The organism is Granulicella sp. L46 (assembly GCF_009765785.1).
Classification (GTDB): Bacteria; Acidobacteriota; Terriglobia; order Terriglobales; family Acidobacteriaceae; genus Granulicella.
Genome location: NZ_LMUT01000012.1, coordinates 136,385 through 161,962, shown reverse-complemented (window position 1 = coordinate 161,962; position 25,578 = coordinate 136,385). Strand labels below are relative to the sequence as shown.

Annotated in this window: 19 protein-coding genes; 13 read left to right on the top strand and 6 right to left on the bottom strand. The window is 56.0% G+C overall.

Features of this window, described 5'->3' with window-relative positions:
• Positions 1-100 precede the first annotated feature (100 nt).
• Positions 101-1,072, bottom strand: a complete 972-nt coding sequence (locus GSQ80_RS09955) for a LysR family transcriptional regulator (protein WP_158787508.1) — start codon at positions 1,070-1,072, stop codon at positions 101-103.
• Between the two features lie 239 nt (positions 1,073-1,311).
• On the opposite strand from GSQ80_RS09955, the gene GSQ80_RS09950 reads away from it, so the two are divergent.
• The 3 genes from GSQ80_RS09950 (at position 1,312) to GSQ80_RS09940 (ending at position 3,795) form a co-directional block, all read left to right on the top strand.
• Complete coding sequence (locus GSQ80_RS09950) at positions 1,312-1,668, top strand: helix-turn-helix domain-containing protein (RefSeq protein WP_158787507.1); 357 nt, start codon at positions 1,312-1,314, stop codon at positions 1,666-1,668.
• Between the two features lie 37 nt (positions 1,669-1,705).
• A complete protein-coding gene (locus tag GSQ80_RS09945) occupies positions 1,706-2,770 on the top strand; it encodes a site-specific integrase (RefSeq protein ID WP_158787506.1) in 1,065 nt (354 codons plus the stop codon).
• A gap of 566 nt (positions 2,771-3,336) precedes the next feature.
• Positions 3,337-3,795 (top strand): tautomerase family protein, encoded by a 459-nt coding sequence (locus GSQ80_RS09940; RefSeq protein ID WP_158787505.1) that lies wholly within the window; start codon positions 3,337-3,339, stop codon positions 3,793-3,795.
• Positions 3,796-3,858: 63 nt separating this feature from the next.
• Here the strand turns inward: GSQ80_RS09940 and GSQ80_RS09935 are convergent, their stop codons facing one another.
• Positions 3,859-6,381, bottom strand: a complete 2,523-nt coding sequence (locus tag GSQ80_RS09935) for an Ig-like domain-containing protein (protein ID WP_158787504.1) — start codon at positions 6,379-6,381, stop codon at positions 3,859-3,861.
• Between the two features lie 737 nt (positions 6,382-7,118).
• Between GSQ80_RS09935 and GSQ80_RS09930 the strand changes: the two genes are divergently transcribed.
• The 9 genes from GSQ80_RS09930 (at position 7,119) to GSQ80_RS09890 (ending at position 16,438) form a co-directional block, all read left to right on the top strand.
• Positions 7,119-9,998, top strand: a complete 2,880-nt coding sequence (locus tag GSQ80_RS09930) for a serine/threonine-protein kinase (RefSeq protein WP_158787503.1) — start codon at positions 7,119-7,121, stop codon at positions 9,996-9,998.
• Between the two features lie 194 nt (positions 9,999-10,192).
• Positions 10,193-11,632, top strand: a complete 1,440-nt coding sequence (locus GSQ80_RS09925; RefSeq protein WP_158787502.1) for an FAD-binding oxidoreductase — start codon at positions 10,193-10,195, stop codon at positions 11,630-11,632.
• A gap of 364 nt (positions 11,633-11,996) precedes the next feature.
• On the top strand, positions 11,997-12,755 hold the full coding sequence (locus GSQ80_RS09920; RefSeq protein ID WP_158787501.1) for a hypothetical protein: 759 nt from the start codon (positions 11,997-11,999) through the stop codon (positions 12,753-12,755).
• 62 nt (positions 12,756-12,817) lie between these two features.
• Positions 12,818-13,039, top strand: coding sequence for a rubredoxin (locus GSQ80_RS09915; RefSeq protein ID WP_158787500.1), 222 nt, complete (start codon positions 12,818-12,820; stop codon positions 13,037-13,039).
• Between the two features lie 27 nt (positions 13,040-13,066).
• Complete coding sequence (locus GSQ80_RS09910; protein WP_158787499.1) at positions 13,067-13,810, top strand: pirin family protein; 744 nt, start codon at positions 13,067-13,069, stop codon at positions 13,808-13,810.
• Between the two features lie 73 nt (positions 13,811-13,883).
• Positions 13,884-14,441, top strand: a complete 558-nt coding sequence (locus tag GSQ80_RS09905; protein ID WP_158787498.1) for a tautomerase family protein — start codon at positions 13,884-13,886, stop codon at positions 14,439-14,441.
• An 87-nt stretch (positions 14,442-14,528) separates the two neighbouring features.
• On the top strand, positions 14,529-14,654 hold the full coding sequence (locus GSQ80_RS23890) for an FAD-dependent monooxygenase (RefSeq protein ID WP_158787497.1): 126 nt from the start codon (positions 14,529-14,531) through the stop codon (positions 14,652-14,654).
• 29 nt (positions 14,655-14,683) lie between these two features.
• A complete protein-coding gene (locus tag GSQ80_RS09895; RefSeq protein ID WP_158787496.1) occupies positions 14,684-15,070 on the top strand; it encodes a nuclear transport factor 2 family protein in 387 nt (128 codons plus the stop codon).
• 330 nt (positions 15,071-15,400) lie between these two features.
• Positions 15,401-16,438, top strand: coding sequence for an alpha/beta fold hydrolase (locus GSQ80_RS09890; RefSeq protein ID WP_216850254.1), 1,038 nt, complete (start codon positions 15,401-15,403; stop codon positions 16,436-16,438).
• Positions 16,439-16,987: 549 nt separating this feature from the next.
• Here GSQ80_RS09890 and GSQ80_RS23635 read toward each other — a convergent pair.
• The 3 genes from GSQ80_RS23635 to GSQ80_RS09880 all read right to left on the bottom strand — a co-directional run bounded on the left by GSQ80_RS23635 (position 16,988) and on the right by GSQ80_RS09880 (position 23,192).
• Positions 16,988-17,119, bottom strand: coding sequence for a hypothetical protein (locus GSQ80_RS23635; protein WP_256369888.1), 132 nt, complete (start codon positions 17,117-17,119; stop codon positions 16,988-16,990).
• A gap of 36 nt (positions 17,120-17,155) precedes the next feature.
• The gene (locus GSQ80_RS09885) at positions 17,156-17,431 is read right to left on the bottom strand and encodes a hypothetical protein (RefSeq protein ID WP_158787494.1); all 276 of its coding nucleotides are present in this window, start codon (positions 17,429-17,431) and stop codon (positions 17,156-17,158) included.
• A gap of 271 nt (positions 17,432-17,702) precedes the next feature.
• Positions 17,703-23,192: an AAA family ATPase gene (locus GSQ80_RS09880; protein WP_158787493.1), complete on the bottom strand. Its 5,490-nt coding sequence runs from the start codon at positions 23,190-23,192 to the stop codon at positions 17,703-17,705.
• A gap of 459 nt (positions 23,193-23,651) precedes the next feature.
• Between GSQ80_RS09880 and GSQ80_RS09875 the strand changes: the two genes are divergently transcribed.
• Complete coding sequence (locus tag GSQ80_RS09875) at positions 23,652-24,731, top strand: nitronate monooxygenase family protein (protein ID WP_158787492.1); 1,080 nt, start codon at positions 23,652-23,654, stop codon at positions 24,729-24,731.
• A 300-nt stretch (positions 24,732-25,031) separates the two neighbouring features.
• Here GSQ80_RS09875 and GSQ80_RS09870 read toward each other — a convergent pair whose 3' ends face one another.
• Complete coding sequence (locus GSQ80_RS09870; protein ID WP_158787491.1) at positions 25,032-25,385, bottom strand: DUF488 domain-containing protein; 354 nt, start codon at positions 25,383-25,385, stop codon at positions 25,032-25,034.
• Positions 25,386-25,578 lie beyond the last annotated feature (193 nt).

The window sequence follows — 25,578 nt, the reverse complement described above, 5'->3', positions numbered from 1 at the left end:
CCTGACACTAGGCCGCGCGTGCGCGCGCGTCCAATACTTATTCCCTATGGCCGAATCGGCCTAAATGGGGTTTCCCATAGTCTGTGACTATGGTCGATCTTCACCCAAAAAGAGGAAGAATTCTGTCGCCGATTCTGGGACGAACCGAGCGAACGGGCTTCTTCAATTGCGGCAACGACGATTGCAGCCGCAACCTCTTTCGCATCTCACGGACCAAGTGAGGCATCGTTCTCTGCGAAGTGGATTTCGCGACAATCAATGCGCTATCGACAGTCCACGTCACACCGGCGACGGGCCGGGTTACAAGTCCTGGCTGTAGCTCCGAGCCCTCCCGGATGAGTGCATACCCAGTACCCGATTCGACCATCCATTGAAGATCGTGCGGCGTCTTGTTCGTGTTTGCAACGTCGCCTGTAATGCCAACCACTTCTAGCATCTCGATCAAACGGTCGTGCGCTTCGGGATGCTGTCTGGGGTCGCGGAAGATCGTAAGTTTCGAGCCAAGGTCTGCCGGAGTTATCTCCTTCAGCTTTGCTAACGGATCGTCGGATTTCATGCACACTACGAGCCGACTTTGAGTAAAGGGATATGCCTTGAGGCCCGCGCCGCTCGCGGGAAGCGTCACCAATGCGGCGTCAATCTCTCCTCTTTCAAGCATGAGCAAGAGGTCTACAGGATCGCCACTCTTCGGCTTGATCTCGCACGATGGAAAGAGCGATGTATGAATGGAGCAAACCATCTCGTACAGCGCATGGTCTACGAAGGAAGAGAACCCCAGTCGCATCGGCACGAACGTCACGCGATGTAAGGCGCGGACGGTCACAATCAGCGCGTCGCGCATCCTCAAGAGTTCACGACCACCTGTTATCAATATCTCTGCGGCGGGAGTCGCGCGAACGCCCTTGTGATCGCGCACCAGTAGGGGAACCTGCAACACATCTTCAAGGTCTTTGATCTGAATGCTGAGAGAGGGTTGAGATAGATAGAGGCGCTTCGCCGCAACGCTGATGTTTCCTGCTTCTGCGACCGCAATGAGATTCTTGAGCTTCTTCAACTCTACGAGGTCTGACATATTGCGGGCCCGCTTTCTTGTGATCGGTCATGCTCTGAGTCGATTCGCTAAGTGCGGCCACAAGTCAAGCCCAACGTTCTGCAATTGTCGGCTTGGGTACCTGCAAAGTCAACAAGCTGGAGTCGCCAACGATCCAAGAAGCTGAGAAACGAGGCCATAGTCGCAGACTATGGCTGTCGAGAAACGGCCATAGTCAGAAAGTATTGGACAGGACTCCCTACTGGCCCGAGGGTATGAGTATGCCGGGAAACACCGAGATACTGGCACACGGCACCGTGAAGGCGAGGACCACCCCAATGACTTCAGCAGAGAGAATGGCGACGGAAGATATGAAGAGCCCAGCGATGTCCGTGCTGGTGAGAGCGGTCGCCGGCGAAGTGGCATCATTGCTCAGGCTGGAGTTTGCTCGCCTCGCTCCTTCCGATGTTCAACCCGTCTTGCTGAACGTCAAGCAAGCTGCCGTATATCTGGGGCGAACAGAGCAATCCGTTCAACACCTCATCTTCCAGCGTGATCTCCCCGTGGTGAGGATGGGACGCAGGGTGCATCTGCATCGCCGGGACCTGGATAACTGGATCGAAAAGAATAAATACTAGACCGGCGACGCACTAGCATATCTGGTACAGTTCTGGTATGGCTACGAATTCATACGGCAGTGGCACAATCTTCCAACGCGGTGCTATCTGGTGGGTTCAGGTCTGCGTCGATAACAAGAAAATACGTCAGTCGAGCAAATCAACGAAGAAGTCGGAAGCAATCAAGCTGCGCGACAAGCTCCTTGGCAAGAAGCACCGCAGGGAGATCACTGGTGGGCCAGCAGAGAGTGTTCTGATCGCTGAACTGCTGGATGACACCCTCAAGAGCGACATAGAAGAGTCAACACGGTACATCTGGAAACTTGTTGTCGAAAAGAACCTCCGACCGTTCTTCGGCAAGATAAAGGCGGCTCGGCTCTCTACCGATCTGTTGGACGATTACCGTGAGAAGCGCATTGCAGAAGGGCGGAGTCATTCCACTGCAAATCGTGAATTATCCATCCTGCGCACGGCTTTCCACAACGGGCGAAAGCGTAGCCCTCCGAAGGTTCGTATTGTTCCCTACTTCCCAATGGTGAAGGAGACAACGATTCGTAAAGGGTTTCTCTCCGATGAGATTTACACAAAGCTGCGAGACTCACTGGAGCATGAGTTGAAGCCTCTATTTGTCAGCGCCTATGTCACGGGTATCCGCAAAGGAGAACTCTTGCCGGTTCAGTGGTCACAGGTAGATTTTGATGGTGGGGTGATTGCCCTGGAACGCGATGAGACGAAGGGCCGTGAGGCGCGTACAGTTCCGATCCTCGATGGCGACATGCGGGATTTACTTCTTGCCTCCAAGAAGGTACGCGACGAATCTTGGCCCGATGCGCCCTGGGTATTCAACCGTGCCGGGGAGCGGATCAAGGACTTCCGGGGTGGCTGGGAGAAGGCTTGTAAGGAGGCTGGTGTCCCTGATCTAAACTTCCATGACCTTCGCAGGACCGCCGTTCGCAATATGCGGCGCGATGGCGTACCGCAAGTGATACGGATGAAGATCAGCGGCCACAAGACAGACTCAATGGAGCGTCGATATAATATCGTCGATGACGATGATCTTGCGGTCGCAAAGGAGTTTATGGAGCGCGGTATGAAACTACGAAAGAGTGCGGCTGTAGTGTGACAGTTTTGTGCCAGTTGTACGAAATGCCACGATACCGAGCGATAGACATCATCCAATGGAATCACTGACATAACACTGCGCGATACCCCGTGATACACTGGTTTATAGCTTGAGGTGCTAGCGCCGCAAGGCATAGGGGTTCAAGTCCCCTCCTCCGCACCAAACTTAGAATCAATGATTTATAAAAAGGTCAACCCGAAACGGTTGGCCTTTCGTTTTGCAACTGTCACGGTTTTTGTAACGGCTGTAAAGGTGTTACGGTTTCGCTATCTCACTACTGCTGGCAGCCCATGCAGTGGTGTCGATCAGGACGGCCTGCCGCGCATCGCCAGGCTACAGGCGTTTCAGGAACGTCATCTGATTGCGCACGCTCGAAGTCTCAAAGTTGCCGAAATCCGATTTTGCGAGAGGTACTCCGACGACGGTAACAGTAAGCTCGTTTATTTGGCGTCACTCCATTCGCTCGCAAATTGCGCCGAACTGTTTTCGAAAAGGTAACCCCTGTGAACCTGCAACGGTTTGCTGCCGGTGCGCTTAATCGCGTCCAATCTCGATAGGGAGACACAATGCCAACCTATGTCTGTACTGCGCCCTCGGGAGTCCTCACGGCTGAGCAGAAATCAGCCATCGCAAAGTCCATTTGTCGGAATCACAGTGAGGCGACCGGTGCGCCGCCATTCTTTGTCCAAGTGATCTTCGAAGAGAAGAATTTACAGGATCGCTTTTTGGGCGGTGAGGTGGCTAATAAGCACCTTTGGATTCGTGGCGACATTCGCGGCGGAAGACACCACTCACAACGACAAGACCTGATGCTCGGGATCATGAGAGATGTAAGCCACATCGCGAGCGTCAACGAGGAGTTCATCTGGGTCTACCTCCGTAACCTGGAGCCGACAGACATGATTGAGTATGGTCACGTCCTTCCCGCGCCCGGCGAAGAACAAGCCTGGTTCGAGAGTCTGCCCGTTTCGCTTCGCAAATACCTTGCGAACCTCGGAACCAATGATCAGAATTTTCGGCTCTAACTGTTGACGAGGTCGTCTGTGAGGGAATCTCGGACGTGATCGGTAGACAATCGTTCGGTGACTTCAAATCGAAGTTGCCGAAAACCCGAGCGGTTGAGCCATTGAAGCTGGCATATCAATGGAACCGAGTTTCATCGATGCCCTGCTGGAGTAGGGCGTCACGACCAGGGTGAGATTGGCAGAATGAGAGAGGCCGGTAGCCGGATCTATTGCCGTAATTGGAATCACGTAGGTTCCGGGGGCCACTCGATTGATGGGAATGGCTACAGTCGTGCATCCTGTGGACGAGGCGACCAAGACAGCTGCCAGGAACACAGGTAGCCCATAGCGCAGGCTTCGGCGACGTTTGAGCTCAAGTGGGAAAACGATGACAGCAGCGAAGATGAACGGGATCCGCGAATCGCCGATTGAGTGCGCTGATGGCAAATCGCCAGTGTTGATCGTCAAGGAGGAGTAGTAGGTTCCTCCCGATGGCAGCGGTAAGGTCGTCGGATTGAAAGACAGTGTAACGTACTGCGGAGTCGCGCCGGCGTTCAGGTTGAGCGCATCAGCGAAGCTACCGATACTGGTCAGCACGACGTTGCCCTGTCCTTGCTGCCCGGAACTCATGGTGATCGTTGGAGGCTGGAGCGCGATGGTGAAGTCGTTAAGGCTTACGAGCACGGATGCGCCAGATGCTCCTTGGGATGGACTTCCGGCGTAGGAGGCAACGATGGTGTGGTTGCCGGCGGTGAAGTTCGTGACATTCAAGGTCGCCTGTCCGCTTACATTGGGCGTCAGTGTCGCCAGCGGCGCGCCGTTGTCGGTCAGAGTGATGGGAGAAGGAATTGATTCGTCGTCGGCAATTGCGTATACACTAAGCAAAATTGCTTGACCCGGGGGTCCAGACGCAGGCGTAGCGGTGATATTGAGGTGCGTCTGACTAAGCAGAAAGTTCAGGACAAGCTTCAAGGACCTGGCCGGAGGGAACGGCCTCTGCCCGCCATAATCCGCCTGAAACTCGTGAACGCCAGCGGCCGTGGGAACAGGTAAGTTAAGCACCGCTGTACCGTCCGCCTGCGCCAAGGCCGAGCCGACGTTCACGCCATCCTCAATGAATGTAATCGTGCCCTGCGGTGCGCCAAGAGCCGAAGAAAGCGTTGCGGTGAACGTGACCGGTTGCGATGCTAAAGGGGTGTAGCGAGACGGAGTCAGCAGTAAGCCGGTCGGCTCCGCGTCCGCCGTACCTGCGAACTCGTAGACTCCGCGATCGAGGACGGGGTAGCCGAGGCCGGTGGCGTCAAGGGGGCGGGGGTTGCCGTCGTAATCGACGGTGAGCGGAACGGCGAACAGCGAAAGCTCAGCAATTAAGCTGTTGTTTCCACTGTCGATCGCCGGAGATCCCTTCGCGAGGTGAAAGTTACTGCCCGCAGCATTCACGAACTGCGGATCGCCCATTACATTGCCGCTGGGCATGATCTGTTGGCGACAGGTGGGATCGAAGATTGGTCCCGAGGACGCGCTGAAAAGATTATGGTCGAACTGCAGCGTATCCGTAGCGGGCGGGTTGGTATCAGGTTGGTCCTGCGGGCAGTAGATGGCGGCCCCGGGCGAACTTGTCGCGAAGATATTGTTCGCCAGAAGCGATTGATTGCCGGTGTACGGAGTGGCTCGCGTCGTCGTGAAGACTATCTGCGCCGCTCCGGATTCTGGTAGGCAGGATGGCGGCGTACAGCCGTCCTGATCCCCTGGCGCGGCATTACTGGATACGGTATTGTTCGCAAAGGTGTTCTCGGCGATGAGGGTAGATGGCGGCCCAGGCCCGGTTCCGCCAAGATACAAAAGGAATTGGTTATAGTTCCCGTAAACGAGGTTCTGAAGAAACACCCCTCCCGAGATCGCTATCAGTGCATTCACCGTCCCAACGTAATCGTCCCCAGGAACAATGGAATTGTTACGAATCAGATTCCGTTCAAAGAGTCCGTCAAACTGGATTATTCCCCTTCCGCTGTTCGGATTGTTTTCGAATATGTTGTCGTGAACGTGGCCTCCATCAAAAATCATCATGCTCACAAAGCCAGTGAAGTAGTTGCCCGCAATCTCACCGCCCGCCAGTGACAATCCATTCAAGCCCTGGATGAATCGGTTATTGGTGATCGTCGGGCTTGCCGTGAATACATCGCTTGTATTTGGCGCTCCATACACCGAAGCCTCGTACCCGAAGTCCGGCATGCCGATAGGGGTGTTGGGATTTGGAATGGTTGTTCCCGCAGTTAGAGTGAAGCCGTTCAGAACACTCCCCTGCCCTTCCCCCGATTGAAACTGGACGATGGCCAACATGACATTCGCAGCAGTGAGGGTGGTCGCAGCAACCGCCGCATCCGTGTAACTCGTGGCACCCGTGGTCACGGTGATGGCCTTACCTTTGAAGTCCAAATTGACTGCATACGATCCTACCGACACCAGGACGGTGTCGCCATTGTTCGCCGCATCAATTCCTGCCTGAATCGTCGGTTGATCCTGCGGAACTCGAATCGTAGCCTGACCGAGTACCGCGGAACAGGATATAAAGAAGAGCAACGCCGTTATGGCCGAGGCAGAGCGCATCGGGCCCCGCGGATACCTGCGAAAACACATGGCGCACCATATCACGGCTTGTCTAACAGGTTCAACATGGCCAACGCTTCACGCTCAAACCTCGGAACCACTTTTCGCCATGCGAGAATTATTGTTGCTTATGGCCCACGCGGGGGCCACATAATTTGGTCAACAGAACCGACAACTCGGCAGCAACCTCCCGGAAAACGGTGTATGGGAAACTTCGACCCGTCCGAGGGCGTTCGTGACCCACGAAGTTGCAGATAACCCGACTTCTCAGGCACAACTCTCGCCTCCTTCGGTAGTTGAGTAGTTTCGCCTTGAACCCCACTCCGGAAGCTGACAAGATCTTTGACATGAGCAAGAACGCCAAAATTTGAATTGCGTTTGCGGGAAGCTTCGCTGTGTATCTGATTTGGAGTTACGTTTTCAATTTCTGGCCGCTCGGTCAGTGAAATCGAAATACTGAAGTTGCTCAAAACCCGACTTTCAAGATCTCATCTGAAACGTGTGCCTCACTCCATGAGCGGCGATTGTGCCGCATCCAGCCATGGAAAATGTATCGACCGAATGAGCTGACGTACGGAGTACATGACCGCGATGGAATCCTGGAGCGTGAATCTCACGATTTCTCCCGGAAAGTGGATTGGTTTGCGACGCCCCATGGCGGAGATTGCGTGTTACTTGTTACCGTGGAAGCCAGTTTCTCGGATTCCATCATCTAGTAGCCACCTTGGGACGGGCACATGGACAAGCAGGATGAAGCTGCGGAGCGATTGTTCGAGGAAGCGGTCGGACTGCAGCGCGACCGGCGATCGGCTTTCCTAGACGGCGCCTGCGCTGGCAAGCCCGACCTGCGTCGGACTGTGGAGGGGCTGCTGCATTCGAGCGACCGGCTAAGCGGTTTTCTTAGTGAGGCTGCGTACGTGCCCGCGGGCGCCAGAGGGGCGACGGCGTCAGAGTCCGCTGTATTGAATAATGGTATGCGCTTGCTGGGACGCTACGTGATCTCTGGCAGACTGGGCGCAGGCGGCATGGGAGTGGTATACCAGGCGCACGATCAAAAGCTGGACCGCGAAATAGCGATTAAGATGTTGCAACGCGGCCTCTTGACAAGCGATGAAGCACGAGCACGGTTCCGGCGGGAGGCGCAGGCCCTGGCGAAACTAAACCATGCGCACATTGCAGCCGTGTATGACGTGATCGAGGAAGACGACGCAGACTGCATTGTGATGGAACTGGTAGAGGGCGAGTCGTTGGCAGCGAAGTTGCGGCGCGGGCCATTGCCGGTAAAAGAAGCGACGACCATCGCGCTCGAGGTCGCCGAGGCCCTCGTTGAGGCGCATGAGCACGGTGTAATCCACCGCGATCTAAAACCGGCGAATGTCATGATCACGTCCAAAGGACGAGCAAAGGTTCTCGATTTCGGCCTTGCCCGGCTACTGTTGGGACCAGCGGATCTGACACAGGCAACGGCAGAGACCATTGGGGTGATGGGGACTCCGCTGTACATGTCGCCGGAGCAGGCTAATGGTGAGGCGGCGGATGCGCGCAGCGATCTTTGGAGCCTGGGCGTTACGTATTACGAGTCGCTAACGGGAACCAGCCCGTTTCGGCGGCCGACGACGCTAGGGATTCTGCGAGCAATCACCGACGAGGCAGTACGGCCCCTACGGGAAGTCCGCTCGGAAACTCCTGTTTTGGCCGAACAGATTGTAATGCGTGCGCTCGAGAAGGGTCCGGAGCTTCGATACCAGCGTGCCAGCGATCTCGCGACGGATCTGCAAAGGGTGCTGCGAGATCTTGAGCCAAGTCGCCGGATCGGTTTGGAAGCGCAAACTGAGGGGGGCTCAAGCGGCATCGTCCGGGGTTCTGCGCGGCGAAGGCGAAGACTCGTTGTTGCGTTAGCGGTGTTGGTGGTTCTCGCGATTGCCGCATCGCTGGGGTGGCGTTTCTGGCCGCGCGCCCGGCCCTTCGCCGCAGTCTCGGTTGACCAGATCACACAGATCGGGAGCATAGAAAGGATTGCGCTCTCGGCCGACGCACGCTTTCTGGCAGAAGTGAAAAACGACAAAGGACAGCACACCGTGTGGATAAGAAATATGGCGACCAACACGGAGACACAGGTGCTGCACGCATATGCAAAGGATTACCTCGGACTTACCTTCTCGCCGGATGGCAATCATCTGTACTTCACCCGTCTGAGTAAGGAGCACGAAGCGGCGAGTGAGCTGTACGTGATGCCGGTATTTGGCGGGGCGCCGAGGCAGCTGATTTTCAACGTCGACAGCCCGGTAAGTTTCGAGCCGAAGGGCAACAGGATGACGTTCCTCCGGTGGTCGCCCGAGAGGAAAGACAGATTCTCGGAGATCCATATCGCCGACAACGATGGCAGCAACGATCAGGTGCTTTATTCGACGGCGGAGGAAGCGCTAGCGCCGGTGTGGTCTCCGGATGGAAAAAGGATCGCGTGGCTTGAGACGGAGGCAGGGACGACGACGATGGGGTTGAAAGTGATCGAGATCTCGTCCAGGAAGGCTGCAACCGTGAAGCTGCCGGCGGGGATTTCCTGGGCGAGCCCTGGTGTAGCATCCACGACGCTTGCATGGATGCCCGACAATCTTCATCTGCTCGTGTTTTATAACAAACACAGCGAACGCGCGCAGATCGGCGTCATCGACGTAAGATCGGGACAATTCCATACGGTGACCAACGATGTAAATTCGTACAGTGAGTTGGCGCTCTCGGGCAATGGGCGCACCCTCGCCACGGTGCTGACGAATGTCGAAACAAGCATTGCTTTCTATGGAGCCGACGGGGGTGAACCGATCTCGACGTTGCCGTTGAGGATTACGCCAGACACGATCACGTGGGCAACGGAGGACAAGCTGCTTTACATCGTTGGGGCTTCAAGTATCGGAACCATCGATCGAGCGACGGGGAGCCTACAGAGCTTCGATACTGGCAAGATCATGCCCGGAAACTTCATCGCCTCTTGCCCCGACGGCCACATCCTGTTCACAGGATTTACGAATGGCGGGGGCGACGGTGACCAGCGTCTCTTCCGGATGAATGCGGACGGAGGAGAGATCGCTCAGCTGTCGAGCAGCGGATATGCGCGATCTCCCAGTTGTTCGGTCGACAGCCAGAAGGCGTATTTCAATATTGGTAGCGACGCCAGCGTTGCCTTGTGGAGCATTCCTATCTCGGGAGGGACGCCGAAGGAACTGGTTTCACCGGTCAATTATTCCGAAATTATGGTGTCGCCGGATGGAACCGAGGCTGCTCTTTTTGCTCTTCGGGAACAAAAGATATGCGTCCTCATCACCGATCTTCGATCCAAGCAAGTGAAAGCACCCTTCTTTCTGGATCAGAGCGTGGAGGGTGGCACCAGGTTCTCGCCAGACGGACGGAGTATTGTAAGCGACGTCCACCGGGATGGTGGCAACACTTTGTTGGATCAGCCACTGGATGGCTCTAGCCCTCGTGCGCTCTTTAACCTGACAGCTGAGACGATCGGTGGCTTTGACTGGGCCCCTTCCGCCAAGCAGCTGGCGGTGACACGTTTGAAAACGAGCTCCGATGTGGTACTGATCATCGACCAGTCTGGCAAGGAACCGCTTTAGCCTTCACCGGCTAAGTCCGGACCATGGGCAACTCCGGTTAGGTGAGGCCAACAAGCGGATGACTCCTTAGGGCTCTCGGATCGTCGCGAATATCGAGGTGCCCGCAAAACCCGACTTTGCAGACACGGAAGAGGGTCTGCGGCGCGCGGTACATTTAGGATTGCTGTTGCGGCGACTTACTCAAGGTGGACCTTATGGATCGGCGTGCTTTTCTCTGGCAGGGCGTTTGTTCTTCCCTTCCTCTTCTTGGAAGCAACGGTTTTGTTCGACAGCCGGGGCCGCGGCCGGTTTTAAGGCCGAGCGAATCAGGCCTGTCAGAATTTGCGAAAGGCCTTAGCGGAACGGTGTTCCGCCCCGGCGACACAGACTACGAGCGGCTTCGGAAGGGCTATGCAGCCAAGTATGCCGGGCATCCCGTGCTTGTAGTTCATGCTGCCAACGCACAGGACATCCAAGCCACCGTCAAGTTTTCGAGCTCGAATCACTTACCGCTTGCGGTACGATGCGGAGGCCACAGCTACGCCGGATACTCCACGTGTGACGGAGGTATTGTGCTCGACATGTCGGGCTTTCGCAGCTTGGCGATCGCTGCGGACGAAGGCCATGCCCGGCTGGGCGGCGGAATGTTGTGTGGGGGGGTGGAGGTTGAAACGGCGAAAAGTGGGCTTGCCACGGTACTCGGGCAGTGTCCCTCGGTGGGTGTTGGAGGGTTTCTTCTCGGAGGGGGCGTTGGCCCACTCATGGGTAAGTACGGCCTGGGATGCGACAACGTACTTGCCGCAGAGTTGGTCCTCGCAGACGGACGCCACGTTCGCGCGAGCGAGCACGAAAACCCCGACCTGTACTGGGCCATTCGCGGTGGCGGCGGCAACTTCGGAATCGTAACTGAGTTCGTGGTGACACTGCACCCCGTTTCGAGGGTGCTTGCAGGGATTATTGTCCTTGAGTCAGCTGACCTGGGGGCGCTGTTACGGGAGTTCAGAGAGTTCATTGCAGGGATTCCGGATGAATTGACCGTGATTGCCTTGGTGGCTGCCCGGCCTGGCCACAAACCGCAAATCGTTATTGAGGCGTGCTATGTGGGTGATCCGAGCGTGGGCGAAAAATTGCTGGCTCCTCTTCGTCATCAGCCGAGCGTCGTGCATGATGCGGTCCAGATAAGGTCGTATCTCGAGCTTGAACAGGTGACTTCCGCCGAGATTCCGCCGAGATACGAAGAACATTGCAGCGGGTTTTTCACAGATTTCGACGACCAGCGAATCGAGATTCTTGCAGATGCATTTTCGCGCGCGCCGTTTCTGGTGGAGTGCTTCCTCGTTCATCTTCACGGTGCAGTATCGCGAGTGCCGGTATCGGCAACAGCATTTCCTCTGCGGAGGGCTGGCATCACCTTCGATGTCTCTGCCGGATGGACTCCGCCAGATGGACAACGAGCCGCGAGTGACTGGATTGAGGCGTTGAAAACAACATTGCCTGTTGACGGAGACGGAAACTACGTCAATGTCATGGAGCGCGAGGGAGACGAAAGCGTACGCCTTGCCTATGGTGCCAATTACGCGCGGCTACAGCAGGTCAAAGCGGTCTATGATCCACAGAATCTGTTCTCTCTGAACCAGAACATACGGCGCGCGTGATAGGTTGCGGCTTGTAGCGCAAACATCGGGCTTCTTCGACAGCAAACGTCTGAAGTTGCCGAAAACCCGACTTTGCGGGGGCTTGCCTGGGATTCAACGAACCCTGCGTGGTCGAACTGGCCACCTTGGATGAATGCGAAACGAGCGATGGGGCCAAGCCAGGCGAGTACGGCAGAAGCGCAAATTCTCTAATTCAAACCCCTTTGTTGGCATTTCGTACCCAACAGCTCGGCCGTGTAGAGCCACACGCATTTTTGTGTAGGGACGCTTATTGTTCATCCCATGATGCCTCGTTAGTCTTCATATCGAGGCGAAATAGAGATCTTCGATCGAAGACCTGCCTATCCGAAGAGAGCGAGGTTCGATGTCCTATTTCGATCATCCCGAACTTCCGTCGGCCCCAGCGGGAGAGCCTGTGATTTGGCAGTATCTGTCGCTTGATGACTTCCAGAAGATGATGGAGGATCGGGTGCTGCAGTTTGCGCGCTTTGATCGCTTGCCGAGCTCGTTGGTTGACGTCGAAAGCCAGGTCGCCTTGGCGGCGGTGTCTGGCCAACCGGCGGAGTTGATTCGTCGATCGTTGAGCCTGATGCACAGCGTGCAACGCGCCGTGTTCGTAAATTGCTGGCACGAAAATGGCTCTTCCGAGCACCGGCGATGGAGCGAAGGTGGCGGCGAGCAGCCGATCGCGATTCGCTCGTCTGCGAAGGCGATCAAGGCAGCCCTCGTCGCATCCTCCCCGACCCAGAAAGTGTACCTCTCGCGAGTGCAATACATCGATTTTGATTCAACGCTCATGCCCACCGGGAATATCTTTCTGCCGGCACTGCACAAGCAGCATGTTCTGCGCGACGAGAAGGAAGTTCGACTGCTGCTGCTTCAAACAGGAGGCCAGGAAGCCTTTACCCCGGGACCGGAACAGGGCGTCGAGGTGACCGTCGAACTCAGCTCTTTAATCGACGAAGTGCATGTTGGGTCTCACGCCTCGCTGTGGCTGCGAAACATAGTGCGCACCCTCGCAGAAGAACACGGGATGTCTTTCGAGGGCGGTCCATGCACGACGGCATCACCTTCACTGGGATTCAACTTCAAGAAAATGGGCGATGCGGCTGCCATAGCCTGACAATGTCCATCGAAGCCTCACAAACCATACAGCTGCCTAATACCTGATGAAGGGAAATAACCATGAGTGAACAATACCAACGCTATCTATGCCTCGGATGCGGATTCCTCTATGACGAACTGATGGGCCTGCCGCAACACGGAATTGCACCGGGCACACGCTGGGATCAGATACCGGAGGACTGGGTATGTCCTGATTGCGGCACACCAAAAGCGCGCTTCGAGATGGTCGTCATACCGTACGCGCCGGGCGAGCCGCAGTCCAGCTCCAGCAACACGTTCTAGAAGATTGGATAGTAAAAGGAGACAACCATGCAAAGTTTTGTACTGAAAGCGGAAGAGCGGGACCACAGGAAATTCATGTCGACAGGGGAAGCCTCGTCGTATGTCGCGGGACACCCTGACGCATACATCACTCGCCATTCCAGCTTCAACTTCGGCGACTACCAGACGGGCCGCAAGGGTTTTGGAAAAGTCCGCGTCTTTGGAGACGAGATCTTCAGTAAGGCCGGGTGCGGCTACAACATGCATCCCCATCACGACTTCATCATCATGGCCTTCATCCTTGAAGGTGAACTGACGCACGTCAACACGCTAGGTAAAGTGGACACGCTCAAGGCTGGAGACTTCTACGCGTTCTCTGCCGGTTCAGGCGGCAAGCACTGCGAGTTGAACATTGAGTCCCAGGATCTGCACGTGATCTATGTGTGGGTAATTCCGGGCATGCTATTGCTTCCGCCGACCTACCAGAGATCCCACTTCAACGCGACAACATCTTGCAATAAGCTGACACCGCTGGTCGGGAACGACAGCTCGATGCCGATTACGCAAGACCTAAAGATCTCTCGCCTCGATACCGATGCAGCTGCAACCTATGAGTACAAACTTGCGTCCGGAAATCACGGAGTCTACGCGTTCGTTATCGAAGGTTCGATGACATGCAATGGCGCCTCCTTGGGCAAGCGGGACAGCACCGGCATTTGGGAGACCGACAAGGTCACCATTCAGACCGGCACAGAGAGATCAGACATCTTGATCGTCGAAACCATTATGTAATCGCACCATTCGTCTGGTTCGGCTAAGGATGGAATGCCCAAGCAACTTTAGAGAAAGCGAACGAGGAATATCTATGCCGATCATGCACGTGTATTACCCGCAGGGAGCGCTGGACGCGCAGAGGAAACATGCGCTGGGACAAAAGCTTACCGACGTCCTGATCACAATGGAGGGGGGCGCAGGAACACACGCTGGGCGAGCATTCGCAACCGTGATGCTCGCCGAGATTAGCGCCGACAATTGGTTCGTCGGAGGACATCTGGACAGCACCTTCGTCGCTAAGGCAGGAAAGTTTCTGGTCTACGTCACGATTCCGGAAGGGTACATGAATGCGGCACACAAGACAGAAGTGCACGCGTGGGTGAATTCAGCGATCCTCGAGGTGACGGGCTACGCATCAGAGCCGGACGCGGGCGCAAGCGTGCTCGTTGTCATCAACGAAGTGCCAGAAGGTAACTGGGGCGCAAGCGGAAAGACAATCGGGCTGGGCAGCATCGCCCAGTCGGTAGGCCTTCCGAAAGACGGCGACCGCTTTCGGTGGATCGAAAGCTACTTTGCAGCCAAGCAGCGTGGCCTGCGCATGGCGGGTTACCCAGAAGATATGGGCGGACTGATCTCCATTCCGCAGTGATCGAATTCCCTGCCGCTCCGGCGCGGATTTTGACGCAGTTAGGAAAGCTGTAGCGATCTCGAAACTCTAGTAAAGGTAGAAACTGAGATGAACCTGGATGCATTAGTAGGAACGGGCCCTGTAGGCCTGACGGTGGCTTCAGAGCTCGCACGCTACGGTTTGCTGGTCGGAATTGTGGACCGATCGCGGCAGTCGCTGGCCGACCGACCCTAATGACTTACCTGAGTTTTGATTGGAGACGTATGGAGGTAAGAGAGCTGGCAGCCAATTTGTTTAGTACCTGGGAGGCAGGAGACTCTTCTGTCTTCTTCAAAGCGCTCGCCGATGACGTTCAGTGGACGGCAATCGGAACAACTCCTATCTCGGGTGTCTCCCACAGCAAGTCAGAGTACCTGACAAAGACGTATGAACCGCTACTAAAAGTATTCAACGGTCCAACATCGTGCAGGTTGAAACGACTGATGGCTGATGGAGATCTTGTGACGGTCGAGTGGCACGGAGAAACACCGCTCTCAAAGGGCGGAACCTACGTCAACGACTATTGTTGGGTGCTTCGCGTGAAGGACGAAAAGATCGTCGAAGTCACAGGTTACTTCGACACGGCCTCCGTCAATGCTCTATTCAGTTGAGTCTCGGACGTGCGCTCCCCTCACTCAACGCTGAGGTAAATCAAACCACCTTACGCGGGAAACGGACCAAGCCACGCGATGGCTGCTTTTGCTGTCATTAAAACTGGCAACAGTATTCCGCATCGCGAGCATCGTGATACGGCTATCGCGGCGCTAAGGTCGCCTCAGGAGGAACTCATGTTTGGACGATTGGTTCGACTATCAAATGTGCTTTGGATGACTTCCCTATTTGCGTGTGTTGCCGTGTCCTCGGCACAAACGCCTTTTTATTCCGTCACTGGCACTGACCTATCCTCCTACGCAAACGGAGCGCTTATCCGATCAGAACCCATGGACAATGCTCCCGATGGCGCAACCGCCCATCGTGTTCTGTATAAATCAGAAGGGCTGCAGGGAGAGTCCATCGCGGTCTCGGGTGTGGTAATTATTCCGCCAGGACCGATTCCGGTGAATGGCCGGCAAATCATTGCATGGGCGCACCCGACCACGGGCATCGTTCCGAAATGCGCTCCGTCGCTGGCGCGTGTCTTCTTTCACTCGATTCAAGGCCTGCATGAGATGCTGCAGCGCGGCTACGTCGTGACCGCGACCGACTATCCTGGCCTCGGCACCTCGGGTCCACATCCCTATCTCGTCGGCGTAAGCGAAGGTCGTGCCGTGCTCGATTCGGTCCGGGTGGCGAGATCGATGCCAGGCGCAGGAGGTGGCAACATGTTTGTTGTCTGGGGCCATTCCCAAGGCGGCCAGGCCGCACTTTATACAGGGATTCTCGCCGGGACATACGCTCCGGAGCTGCGATTGGTCGGGGTGGCAGCGGCCGCGCCCGCTACCGAACTCGGTGACCTGCTCAAAGACGACATGGCTACCTCCGGCGGCAAGAACATTACGGCGATGACCTTATGGTCGTGGTCGCGCGTTTACGGAACTCCAATTTCGCAGGTAGTAACTCCACAGGCGATGCCGGCGATTGATCAGCTAGCCAGCGGATGCATTGAGCGATATTTCGATGTCCTCGAACGCCGAGCGCCGTCCAAGGAACTCCAGCAAAGCTTTCTACGGATTAATAACTTCACCGATCTTGAACCGTGGCAGAGCCTGCTTGCCAGCAACACGCCAACGGCACTGCCGCCATCAATTCCGATTTTTCTAGCGCAGGGCATGAAAGACGCGCTTGTCCCTCCCGCGATAACCGAGAGATACATGCAGGATCTTTGCAAAGCGGGCAGCGCGGTACAGTGGTATCCCGTTGCGAACTCCGGTCATCTGTTTGTTGCGCGCGACAGCGCAGGGGCTGCCATCAATTGGATTGAAGGACGCTTCGCCGGCGCAGCTCCTCCAAGCAACTGCACCACTTCCTTGGTCAAATAACGCGCAACCGTTGATTCCAACGAATTCATAATACGTTCAGACAGTAGGTGCGGACTGAGGCTTCAGACTTCACTAATTTTCGCTTCTGGAAAGTGCCAGCTGAGTTCTGTAAGTGAGAGCTAACCGTATTCTTGGCCCAAATCAAAGTAAGTGAGAAATCCGGTGCCGGTGCCGACGATATCGATGACTTGGGATTGAAACTCGTAACCTAGTCATAGTTTTGAACTTTATCTTTGGTGCTGGAACGGGGGGCGCCCCCCACGAGATTGCCCCCAGCGGATTTTTGAGTCAGTATTTCCCACAATGCACCCTTTCGCACCGCGGAGCAAGGGAGTGCCTAAGCTATTCATTCACTTAATACTTACAGTTCGTAGGCTGCCTGCACGGGCACACATTTAAGCGTGCACCATGCGGGGACCAAGCTATCATCGGAAGTATCACCAAAATCCTTTTAGTGCCACAAACCAGCCAAACCCGAACTCATTTTTCGCTCCGTTTTCGCCCTTATACCCCTAGAGGACCAAACCTCCGCTGGGTCAAACACATCGTCTACTCCTGACATGCTTGATAAGCGAATCCGTCGCCAGCCTCACCCTGGGCTTTGTGTTCGACGAGGTTCCGCTGAGCGAGGAGCTCCTGCTGTTTGGCTAAGAGCAGAACTTTGTATTCTTCGTAATCCATAACGCCTCCGCAGTTCCTGCCGTCTAGCCAACGTTCCTATTGCTCGAAGGTCAGGGTAACGAGGCGGCCCTGAATGTAGGTCTTGTTGTTGGTGCCGAGCATGACGGTGAAGGATTTGACGGGAGCGTCTGAGCTGGCAGGCGGATCCAGAGGCAGGGCTTCGAGCCAGTCGGCCACATACTCGTCGATCTCAGGCGAGAGGCCCTCCTCACGGTTGGACAGGATGCGTTCGACGACAGCTCCGTGCCGTCGATCGGCTTGCTCGTCGAGAAAGGCGAATGAGAATCGGTCCCCCGGCTTCGGCTGCGGCATAGGCACTCCTTACTGGTATTTTAGTCGCGATGCTGGAGGTTTTGCGGGACGCAGCGAGAAGCAATCGAATCACTGCCCCCTTCGACGGTGAGGAAGGGACCGAACTAAGGCCGTTCAACATGCTCAGGGCTGAGGGGGAAGCGCTCTTATCCCCCAGCCAGCAAGTTGGGAGGGCCCCATTTCCGGACGCTGATGAACTTGGCGAGCCTCGGAACCCATTCCTAACTGGCGTCGTGCGAATCGTGATTTCAATGGCTAACAAGGGCTGAATTTATCTTCGGCCCGGAATCGCGGAGGGCAGGTTCATGTGAAAAGTAGCACCGCGCCCGGAAGTACCGACTGCCCACAAGCGCCCGCCATGCGACTCAATAATTGACCGACTTATGCGGAGCCCCATTCCAGTGCCGTGGGGCTTGGTCGTAAAGAACGGGTCGAATATCTGTTCCGCGAGGTGCGGCGGAAGTCCTATGCCGGTATCACTCACCGATACAAGAAGCTGCTCATTCTCAGCTCGCTGTGACTTGATGACCAGCTCTCGTACTCCATCAACGTCCTTCATCGCTTCGATGCTGTTGACGATTAAATTCATCGCCACTTGCTGCAATTGCACGCGATCTCCGACGATCGGAGGAAGATCGGTTGCCAGGTCCGTCCGGACCGTTATGTGGTGTCGCACTGCCTCCCCTCGCATCAGGGCGACAGTCTCTCGATTGATCTCATTTATGTCAAGAACCTCTCGATCCAGGGTGCGCTTCTGGAATTGTGAACGGATCCTGCCGAGGATCTTAGCGGCACGCTGTCCGTCTCTAACAATTCTGGTCACAGCCTCGCGTACTTCATCGAGGTCGGGGCTATCGCGCCCGAGCTTTCGAAGGGAAACGTTGGCGTTTGTTATAACACCGCTGATCGGTTGACTGACTTCATGCGCCAGAGATGCCGTCAGCTCTCCCATGGTTGTCGCCCGATTGATGCGCGCGAGATCGCCCTGCGCCTGCCGTAACGCCTCTTCGGCACGTTTTTGGTCGTCGATGTCGGTCGTCGTGCCGATGAATTTAAGGACCTTTCCCTCGGAATCGTGTAAGACCACGGCTTGCTGCAGATGCCAGCGATACGTTCCGTCCTGAGCGCGGAGAGATCGGGTCTCGATCGCAAAACTCCGTCCCGAATTCACTCCCTCCCAAAAGGTCTTGGCTGCCGTCTCCCGATCCTCAGGGTGGACCGCAGTCATCCAGGCTTCGGGATGTGATCGGACGAAGTTGAGGGTCTGACCCGAGAATTTAAGCCAGCCTTGATTCACAAAATCCGGTGTTCCTTCAGGACTGAGTGTCCAGGCAGATACAGGAAGGTGCTGCAGCAGCCCAACTTGAAGTTGCAGATCGGTATAGAGCGCGGCGTTCTCCAGTGAAATGGCCGCTTGCGAAGCCAGCAACTGCAGTACAGTCACCCGACTCGGCGTGAAGACACGCGCTGCCAAGTTGTTCTCAAGATAAAGTGCGCCAACCAGTTTCTTCTGTTTGATGATTGGCAGACACAGGATGGACTTGGAGCCCTTCCGTCCGATGTATTCGTCCTTGAAATAGTTGTTGTTCGTCGAAGCATCATCCAGGCCGACACTTTCCCGCGTCCGGATCACGTACTGCAGCACGGATTGAGGCAGAAGACTGGACGTGACAGCTACCGGTCCAACCGCAATTTCGATTTTCCCGGGGCCCGTGATTGCCTCCGCTTCGACGCGCGGTTCACCGTCCCGAATCAGGATCAACAAACCCCTCTCGGCCCCTGCATGCTCAATGGCGGTGCGCATGAGTGTATGGATCAGCTTTTCTTCCTCGATCTCACCCGACACGGCCTCCGATAGGCGAATGACCGTCGCAAGGTCAAGTTGTTCGACGGAGGCAAGAATGGTGCCATTATCGGGGGAAGTCTTCTCTGCCTTGATCCCTGAATACCCTTCTTCTAACTGTCGGACCTTGCCTTCTGCGCCCCAGCGCAGGTAGCCGTCCCGAGCATCTCGCAAATAGACGTGCGCAATTTTGGTAAGGCCTCTCGCTGAATAAAACTGCGCTGCACGCTCGTTGGCGACCGCCTCGCAATGCGTCAAACCGTTATCTCGCGCCAATCGGATCGCGGCTTCGTAGAGCTGTTCAGCGTCGAGCATCCGATCTTGAATGCGCGCGATTTCCGCGCCGACAAGCGTAGTTCGAGTTTCGAAATTTGCAGGACAATGGTGAGCCCATATCTCGAGCTGACGGTGATGGTCGTGCAGCGCGGCAAAATGATTCTGTCTCTCTTCGCAAGAAGCCGTGTCACAGGCGGCAGCATTCGCGAGGGCGGCGTAGAAGCGGAAATCGCCTGTTTCCACCTGAGACGGTGCCGACCAAAGCAACGGATACGCTCTGCGGGATGCCTCCACAGCCGATGCGTTGTCCCCCGCAAAAAATCTGGCCTGCAGCTTTCGCGTCCAATAGAAGAATTCGGACAGGATCAGCAACGGATTACTTGCAAGACGCTGTTCGGTGTCTGCTTCGTTGTAGTCATCCGTGTCGAAACATCCAAAGATAGGGGTAAGGCCTCGGAGCGTTCGTATGAGACCCAATTGAGCCTTGTTATTCTCAACCACTAGTCCAAAGCCAGCTTTCGTGACGAAGTTGAGGCCCTTCTCAGCCTCAGCTTGCACCTCCGAAAGGGGGTCACCTACAGCCAGATAATTGGTGATCAGCGAATGCCAGCTATAAGCAGAAAACGTGAGGTCCCCGGTTCGATAGGCAACATCGAATGCCCGGCGGATCAACTCACGACCCTTCAAGGCGTGCTTAGCCCAGGGCGTGAGAGTGCCAAACGAGGTGTAGGTCCTCGCCTGGTAGCGATTCAGGTTGCGCTTTTCGACGAGGTCGTATCCCAGCTGTCCAAAGCGGAATCCATCGGTGTAATTGTTGAAGCGCGGCCCGGCAAACATCCCAAACCAGACGAAACCGAAACACGAAGCATCGCAGCTACCGTGCTCGAGACAAAGACTTACCATGCGGAAGACGACGAGAGTGGAGAGGTTCTCATCGAAAAACATAGCCGGATGGACGATTTCAGTAAACACGTCGAGCGTGTCGAGGACTTCTGGATCATCGAGTAGCGGCAAGTCGATAAGGTCCTCGATCGGACGGTCCCCGACCAGCGACCAGATTCGGCTGTATTCCTGAAGGACATCATCGCGTGATGGATGACTCGACCAATCGGTCCCGTTACGGCGGAGGTAATCCAGAAACACGTCGATGGCGCGATCGCTGCGATCCAAGGTCGTATAAAGAGTGACCTGCAATCGCGTCACCATCGCAAAATCGTGATGGCTCCTGGCACGCAGCGCCAAGGCCGACAGACGCCGTTCGGCTGCCACCATATCTGCAGTCATCAGTTCGCACTCGGCGATGAGAGACTCAATCGAAAAGATAACGTCGTAGTTATCGTTCCAAGCCTCCTCACGCAGTAATAAGCGTCCAGCGTGAAGGTATTTCAGCGCCGACGCGTACGCCGCGGAGGCCTTCGCGCGTTTGCCCGCGATCAAGTTGAGTTCAGCTAGTCGCTCACGTTCACCGGCATCCGTAATAAGCCGCGAGCCACGGTTGAGTTGATTGACAATATCGAATATCGCTTCTTCCAGTCGCTCTTGCGGAGTGTTTTCCTTAAGAATTCTGCCAATGCGCAGATGGGTCTGCGCGCGCTCTTGATCCGGAATCAGAAAGTAGGCTGCTTCCCGGACCCGGTCGTGAAGGAAGCGATAGGAGTTCTCCGAACGTAAGATGAGGCCAGCGCGCACCGCTTCCCAGAGCTGGTGGTGTAGTTCTCCTTGTGAGTCGTCAAACACCGTACGAAGCAGCTCGAACTCGGCAGTATTTCCCATGCAGGCGAGTTGCTTCAGAGACTCCTGCGTCCCATTTGGAAATCGGCTCAGCTTGCCAACCATCAGATCCACCACGTTGGCCGTATAGCCTTTTGCGTGGATGCGATCAACGTCCCACCGCCAAATTGCGGCGCCTGGTTCAAACCTCAGCAAACCTTCCGCCTCCAGCTCTGTCATGAATTGGATCGTGAAGAAAGGATTGCCTCCTGTCTTCTCATAGATTAATCGCGCCAAAAGGCCGGCAGCCTCCCGCTCGCAGTGCAGAGAATCGGAGACTAATCGACCGACATCTTCAGGTCTGAGTGGTACCAGCACGATCTCCCGCGGTTTCGCCTCAGCATCGCCGATCGCAGCCAGCGTCCGCATGAGAGGGTGAGAGGAACTCACTTCGTTGTCTCGATAGGCTCCGATGAGGAGCACGTGGCGCACGTCCTGATCGGTGACCAGGTGCTCCAGCAATTCCAGGGTTGCCGTGTCCAGCCATTGCAGATCGTCGAGAAACAATGCCAGAGGATGCTCCGGGCGAGCGAAGACACCGAGGAGACGCTTGAAGACTGAACGGAACCGGCCCCGCGCTTCTTGCGGCGGCAGATCGGCCACGGGCGGTTGCTTACCGATGATGAACTGGACTTCCGGAATGAGATCGATCATCAGCTGGCCATTCGGTCCTACAGCCTCCTGAAGGGCGTGCCGCCAGGAATCCACCTCGGCTTCGCTCTTGGCCAGGATTTGACGCACCAGCATTTGGAAAGCCTGTGCGAGGGTCGCGTAGGGTACATCGCGCGTGTACTGGTCGAACTTGCCTGCGGCGAAAAGTCCGCGAGGTGGAACCAGCACTTTGTGCAGTTCGCTCACTACCGAAGATTTGCCGACACCGGAATAGCCGGAGACCAGCACGAGTTCGGCGGTGCCCTGCGTCACAACTCGGTCGAACGCCGCAATCAAAGTGTCGACCTCGCGCTCCCTCCCGTACAGCTTCTCTGGGATCAGCAATCGGTTCGAGGTATCGTCCCTGCCCAGGGGAAATGGATTGATGCGACCGTGTGATTGCCACTCCGTCAGGCATCGTCGAAGATCTGCCTCCAGGCCCGCGGCGGTCTGGTAGCGCTCCTCTGCATTCTTGGCAAGGAGCCTCATGATAATGCCGGATAGAGGTTTGGGGACCGCACGGCGGTCGGCGGGCGCGACCGGCTGGCGCGCGATGTGGCAATGAACCCATTCCAGAGGGTCAGCGGCCGTGAAAGGAAGTACGCCCGTGATCATCTGATACAAAGTGACACCCAACGAGTAAAGGTCGCTGCGGGTATCCACCGAGCGATTCATGCGTCCGGTCTGTTCAGGCGACATGTAGGCAAGGGTGCCGGCAATGATCTCGGGCGGGGTGGGCGTCAGGCGCTCGCGAGGAAGGCGGGACGCGATGCCAAAGCCGGTAAGCCACACGCGCCCGGAGTCGTCGACAAGTGCGTTCGCAGGTTTTACGTCCTTATGAATCAGCCCTTCCTGGTGGGCTTGACGAACCGCCGCTGCCAGCCCGATAGCAATGCGCAGCAAGCGCACCAGATCGAGCGGTTGTGTTTTGTGCTGTGCGATTACGAGATCCAGAAGTTCACCACCTGGATCCTTGAGAATGAGCACAGGCCACTCGTGTTGACGAGTCAGCGCGACCGGCTGAGCAGCCCATGAGGCATCGAGTTCGTTGGCGAGCGAGTATTCGTGTTCGAGCCGGCGGAGAGCTTGCGGCGATGGCTGCCCGGAAGCGATCGTTACGGCTAAGATCGGCATCTGGTTGCCGCGCTCTCTCCCGCGGTAGAGAGTGAAGTCGCCCCCCTCGCGAAGCACCACCACCACGTACTCAGAAGGAATAGCCATGCAGAGCGTCCTCATCGCCGGGGACCGTGGCCGGCAGATTCAACGTGGCGGAGTACTAGAGCACATCAGTGGCTTAGAGTGGATTACTCTGCAGGCACCCCGAACGGGACAATTATATGGAAGAAATTACGACCGATTGTGTATTTCACCAAGGTTCGAGAGCTTCTCGGACTTGATTTTCGCCATGGCAGCCAAGGCAATCAGGTAATTCTGGTCCGACTCACGCCATCGGGACGGCCGAAGGTTCGCATTGGCTTCTTCACAAATTGATGAAGGGAGGCGCTTCGTGTTGCCCCAAGAGGCCGTTTGACACCTCAGTGATGAACTGCCTGCACTGTCTGGCATTGCGAAATTGCCTAGTTGACAACGCGACCCTGTCGATTTGCAGACGATGAGACGAATCGCCCTCTGCGCCCTTGGAATCTCATAGTCAACCTTAGTTTTCCTTGGTGAGCTCATATGAAGACATGGAACCAAACGCGGGTTGGAACTGCACTCGGCATCGAATACCCCATCATTCAAGGACCGCTCGGAGGTCTCTCATCTCAGGGGCTTACTGCAAAGGTGTCAAACTTCGGCGGCCTTGGGTCGTTCGGAGCTCATAGCCTCGAACCCCATGCGATTAGGGATCGGATTGCCGAGATACGTTCCCTCACCTCCAAACCCTTCGCTATGAATCTTTGGGTCTCCATGGAAGACAAAGACGCTGCAACTTCCGGCGCAGAGGCGTTTCATCGAGCGCTGTCGCACCTCGCTCCGCACATCGCGAACGTGGGAGGCGATCAGCCCTCGTTCTCAACCTATAGGCCGATTCATTTTGAAGACCAGGCTCGCGTGCTTCTTGATGCCAAAGTACCGGTGTTTTCTTTCATCTACGGCGTCCCGCCAAGTGAAATTCTGGAGGAGGCCAGAAAACAAGGCATCGTCACGATTGGAACTGCCACGACGCCGGAGGAAGCTGCTGTACTGGAACAAGCTGGGGTGGATCTGGTGGTCGCATCGGGCTTTGAGGCGGGGGGTCACCGAGGATCATTCCTGCACGATTCGGAAAGCTCGCTGACCGGAACGATGTCGCTGGTTCCGCAGACGGTGGATGCCGTGAAGATTCCAGTGATAGCGGCGGGCGGCATCGCCGATGCTCGTGGGATCGCTGCCGCCTTTGCACTGGGCGCAGAGGGAGTGCAAATGGGAACGGTCTTTCTTGCCTGCGAAGAGTCAGGAGCGCCTCCGGTCCATCGGGAAGCCATCCTGAGCGGTCGTGCTGGACGCACCGCTCTAACGCGCGGATTTACTGGAAGATTGGCTCGCGGGATCGACAACGGACTGCTCGAGTGGATGAATCGACCCAACGTAGAGATCCTCCCGTACCCACTGCAGCGATCACTTATGCGTAATTTAGCCATTCCCGCTCAAAAGGCGCAGAATGCAGAGCTGCTGGCACTGTGGGCCGGACAAAGTGCAAATCTGGCCCATTGTTTCAGCGTCGAAGACTTACTGGACTCACTTGTTCGCGGCGCGGCTGAACGGATCGACGGCTGATCATCAATGGCGTCGTGGCGGAAATAGAGTGGCGTTGGCCAAACGTACGGACTCCCTCATGATCCGGCTTACGCCATCTTCTGTCGAGCGGTGACGGCCAATTACTGCGACGAGTTGAAATAACGAGAGGACGCCGCCGCGGGGCGTTTGGCCATCAACGAGTCACCGACTGGGATCCAACTTTACATTCTGCGTGACCAGGCGCAGTCCTGCATAAAAATGGTGTCTCATCCCGTCCGGATTCGACATAAACTTTTGGATCATGGTGCGACATGTAGGCGATCACACCCGCGCTGTTGATCATTTGTTCAGCAAATCCAGCAGAACAACCGCTTCATTGTGTTCCTCGTCTCTTGCACCATAAAGCAGCGTAACTGCGCCCCGACGCGTCTCTTGCTTCAACAGAATGAGAGGCTTGTCGACGGCTTTCAACTCTGCGACATATCTTCGCTTGAACTCCGGCCATCTATCTGGATCATGCGCAAACCATTTGCGAAGCTCGTTGCTAGGTGCAATGTCTTTCAACCAGAGGTCTACCTTGGCTTTCGCTTTTGTGAGACCCCTCGGCCAAAGCCGATCGACGAGGATCCGCTTGCCATCGTCTTCACTGGGATCAAGATAAACGCGCTTTATGCGGACGACTCTATCAGCCATGTTCATTTTCAACGTCCAGTCAGGATGTGAAACTGTACGAATGTCTAAAGCGATCGGAGATGCAGCCGGAGCCTAGCCGGCCATCGCGATAGCCTCCGGGGATCGAACCTTGTGTGGCCGACCCAGATATGGAAATTCGACGAGGAGATCAGTGTGGGGCCCGACGTTATCTCGGACGACCTTTCCATTTGTC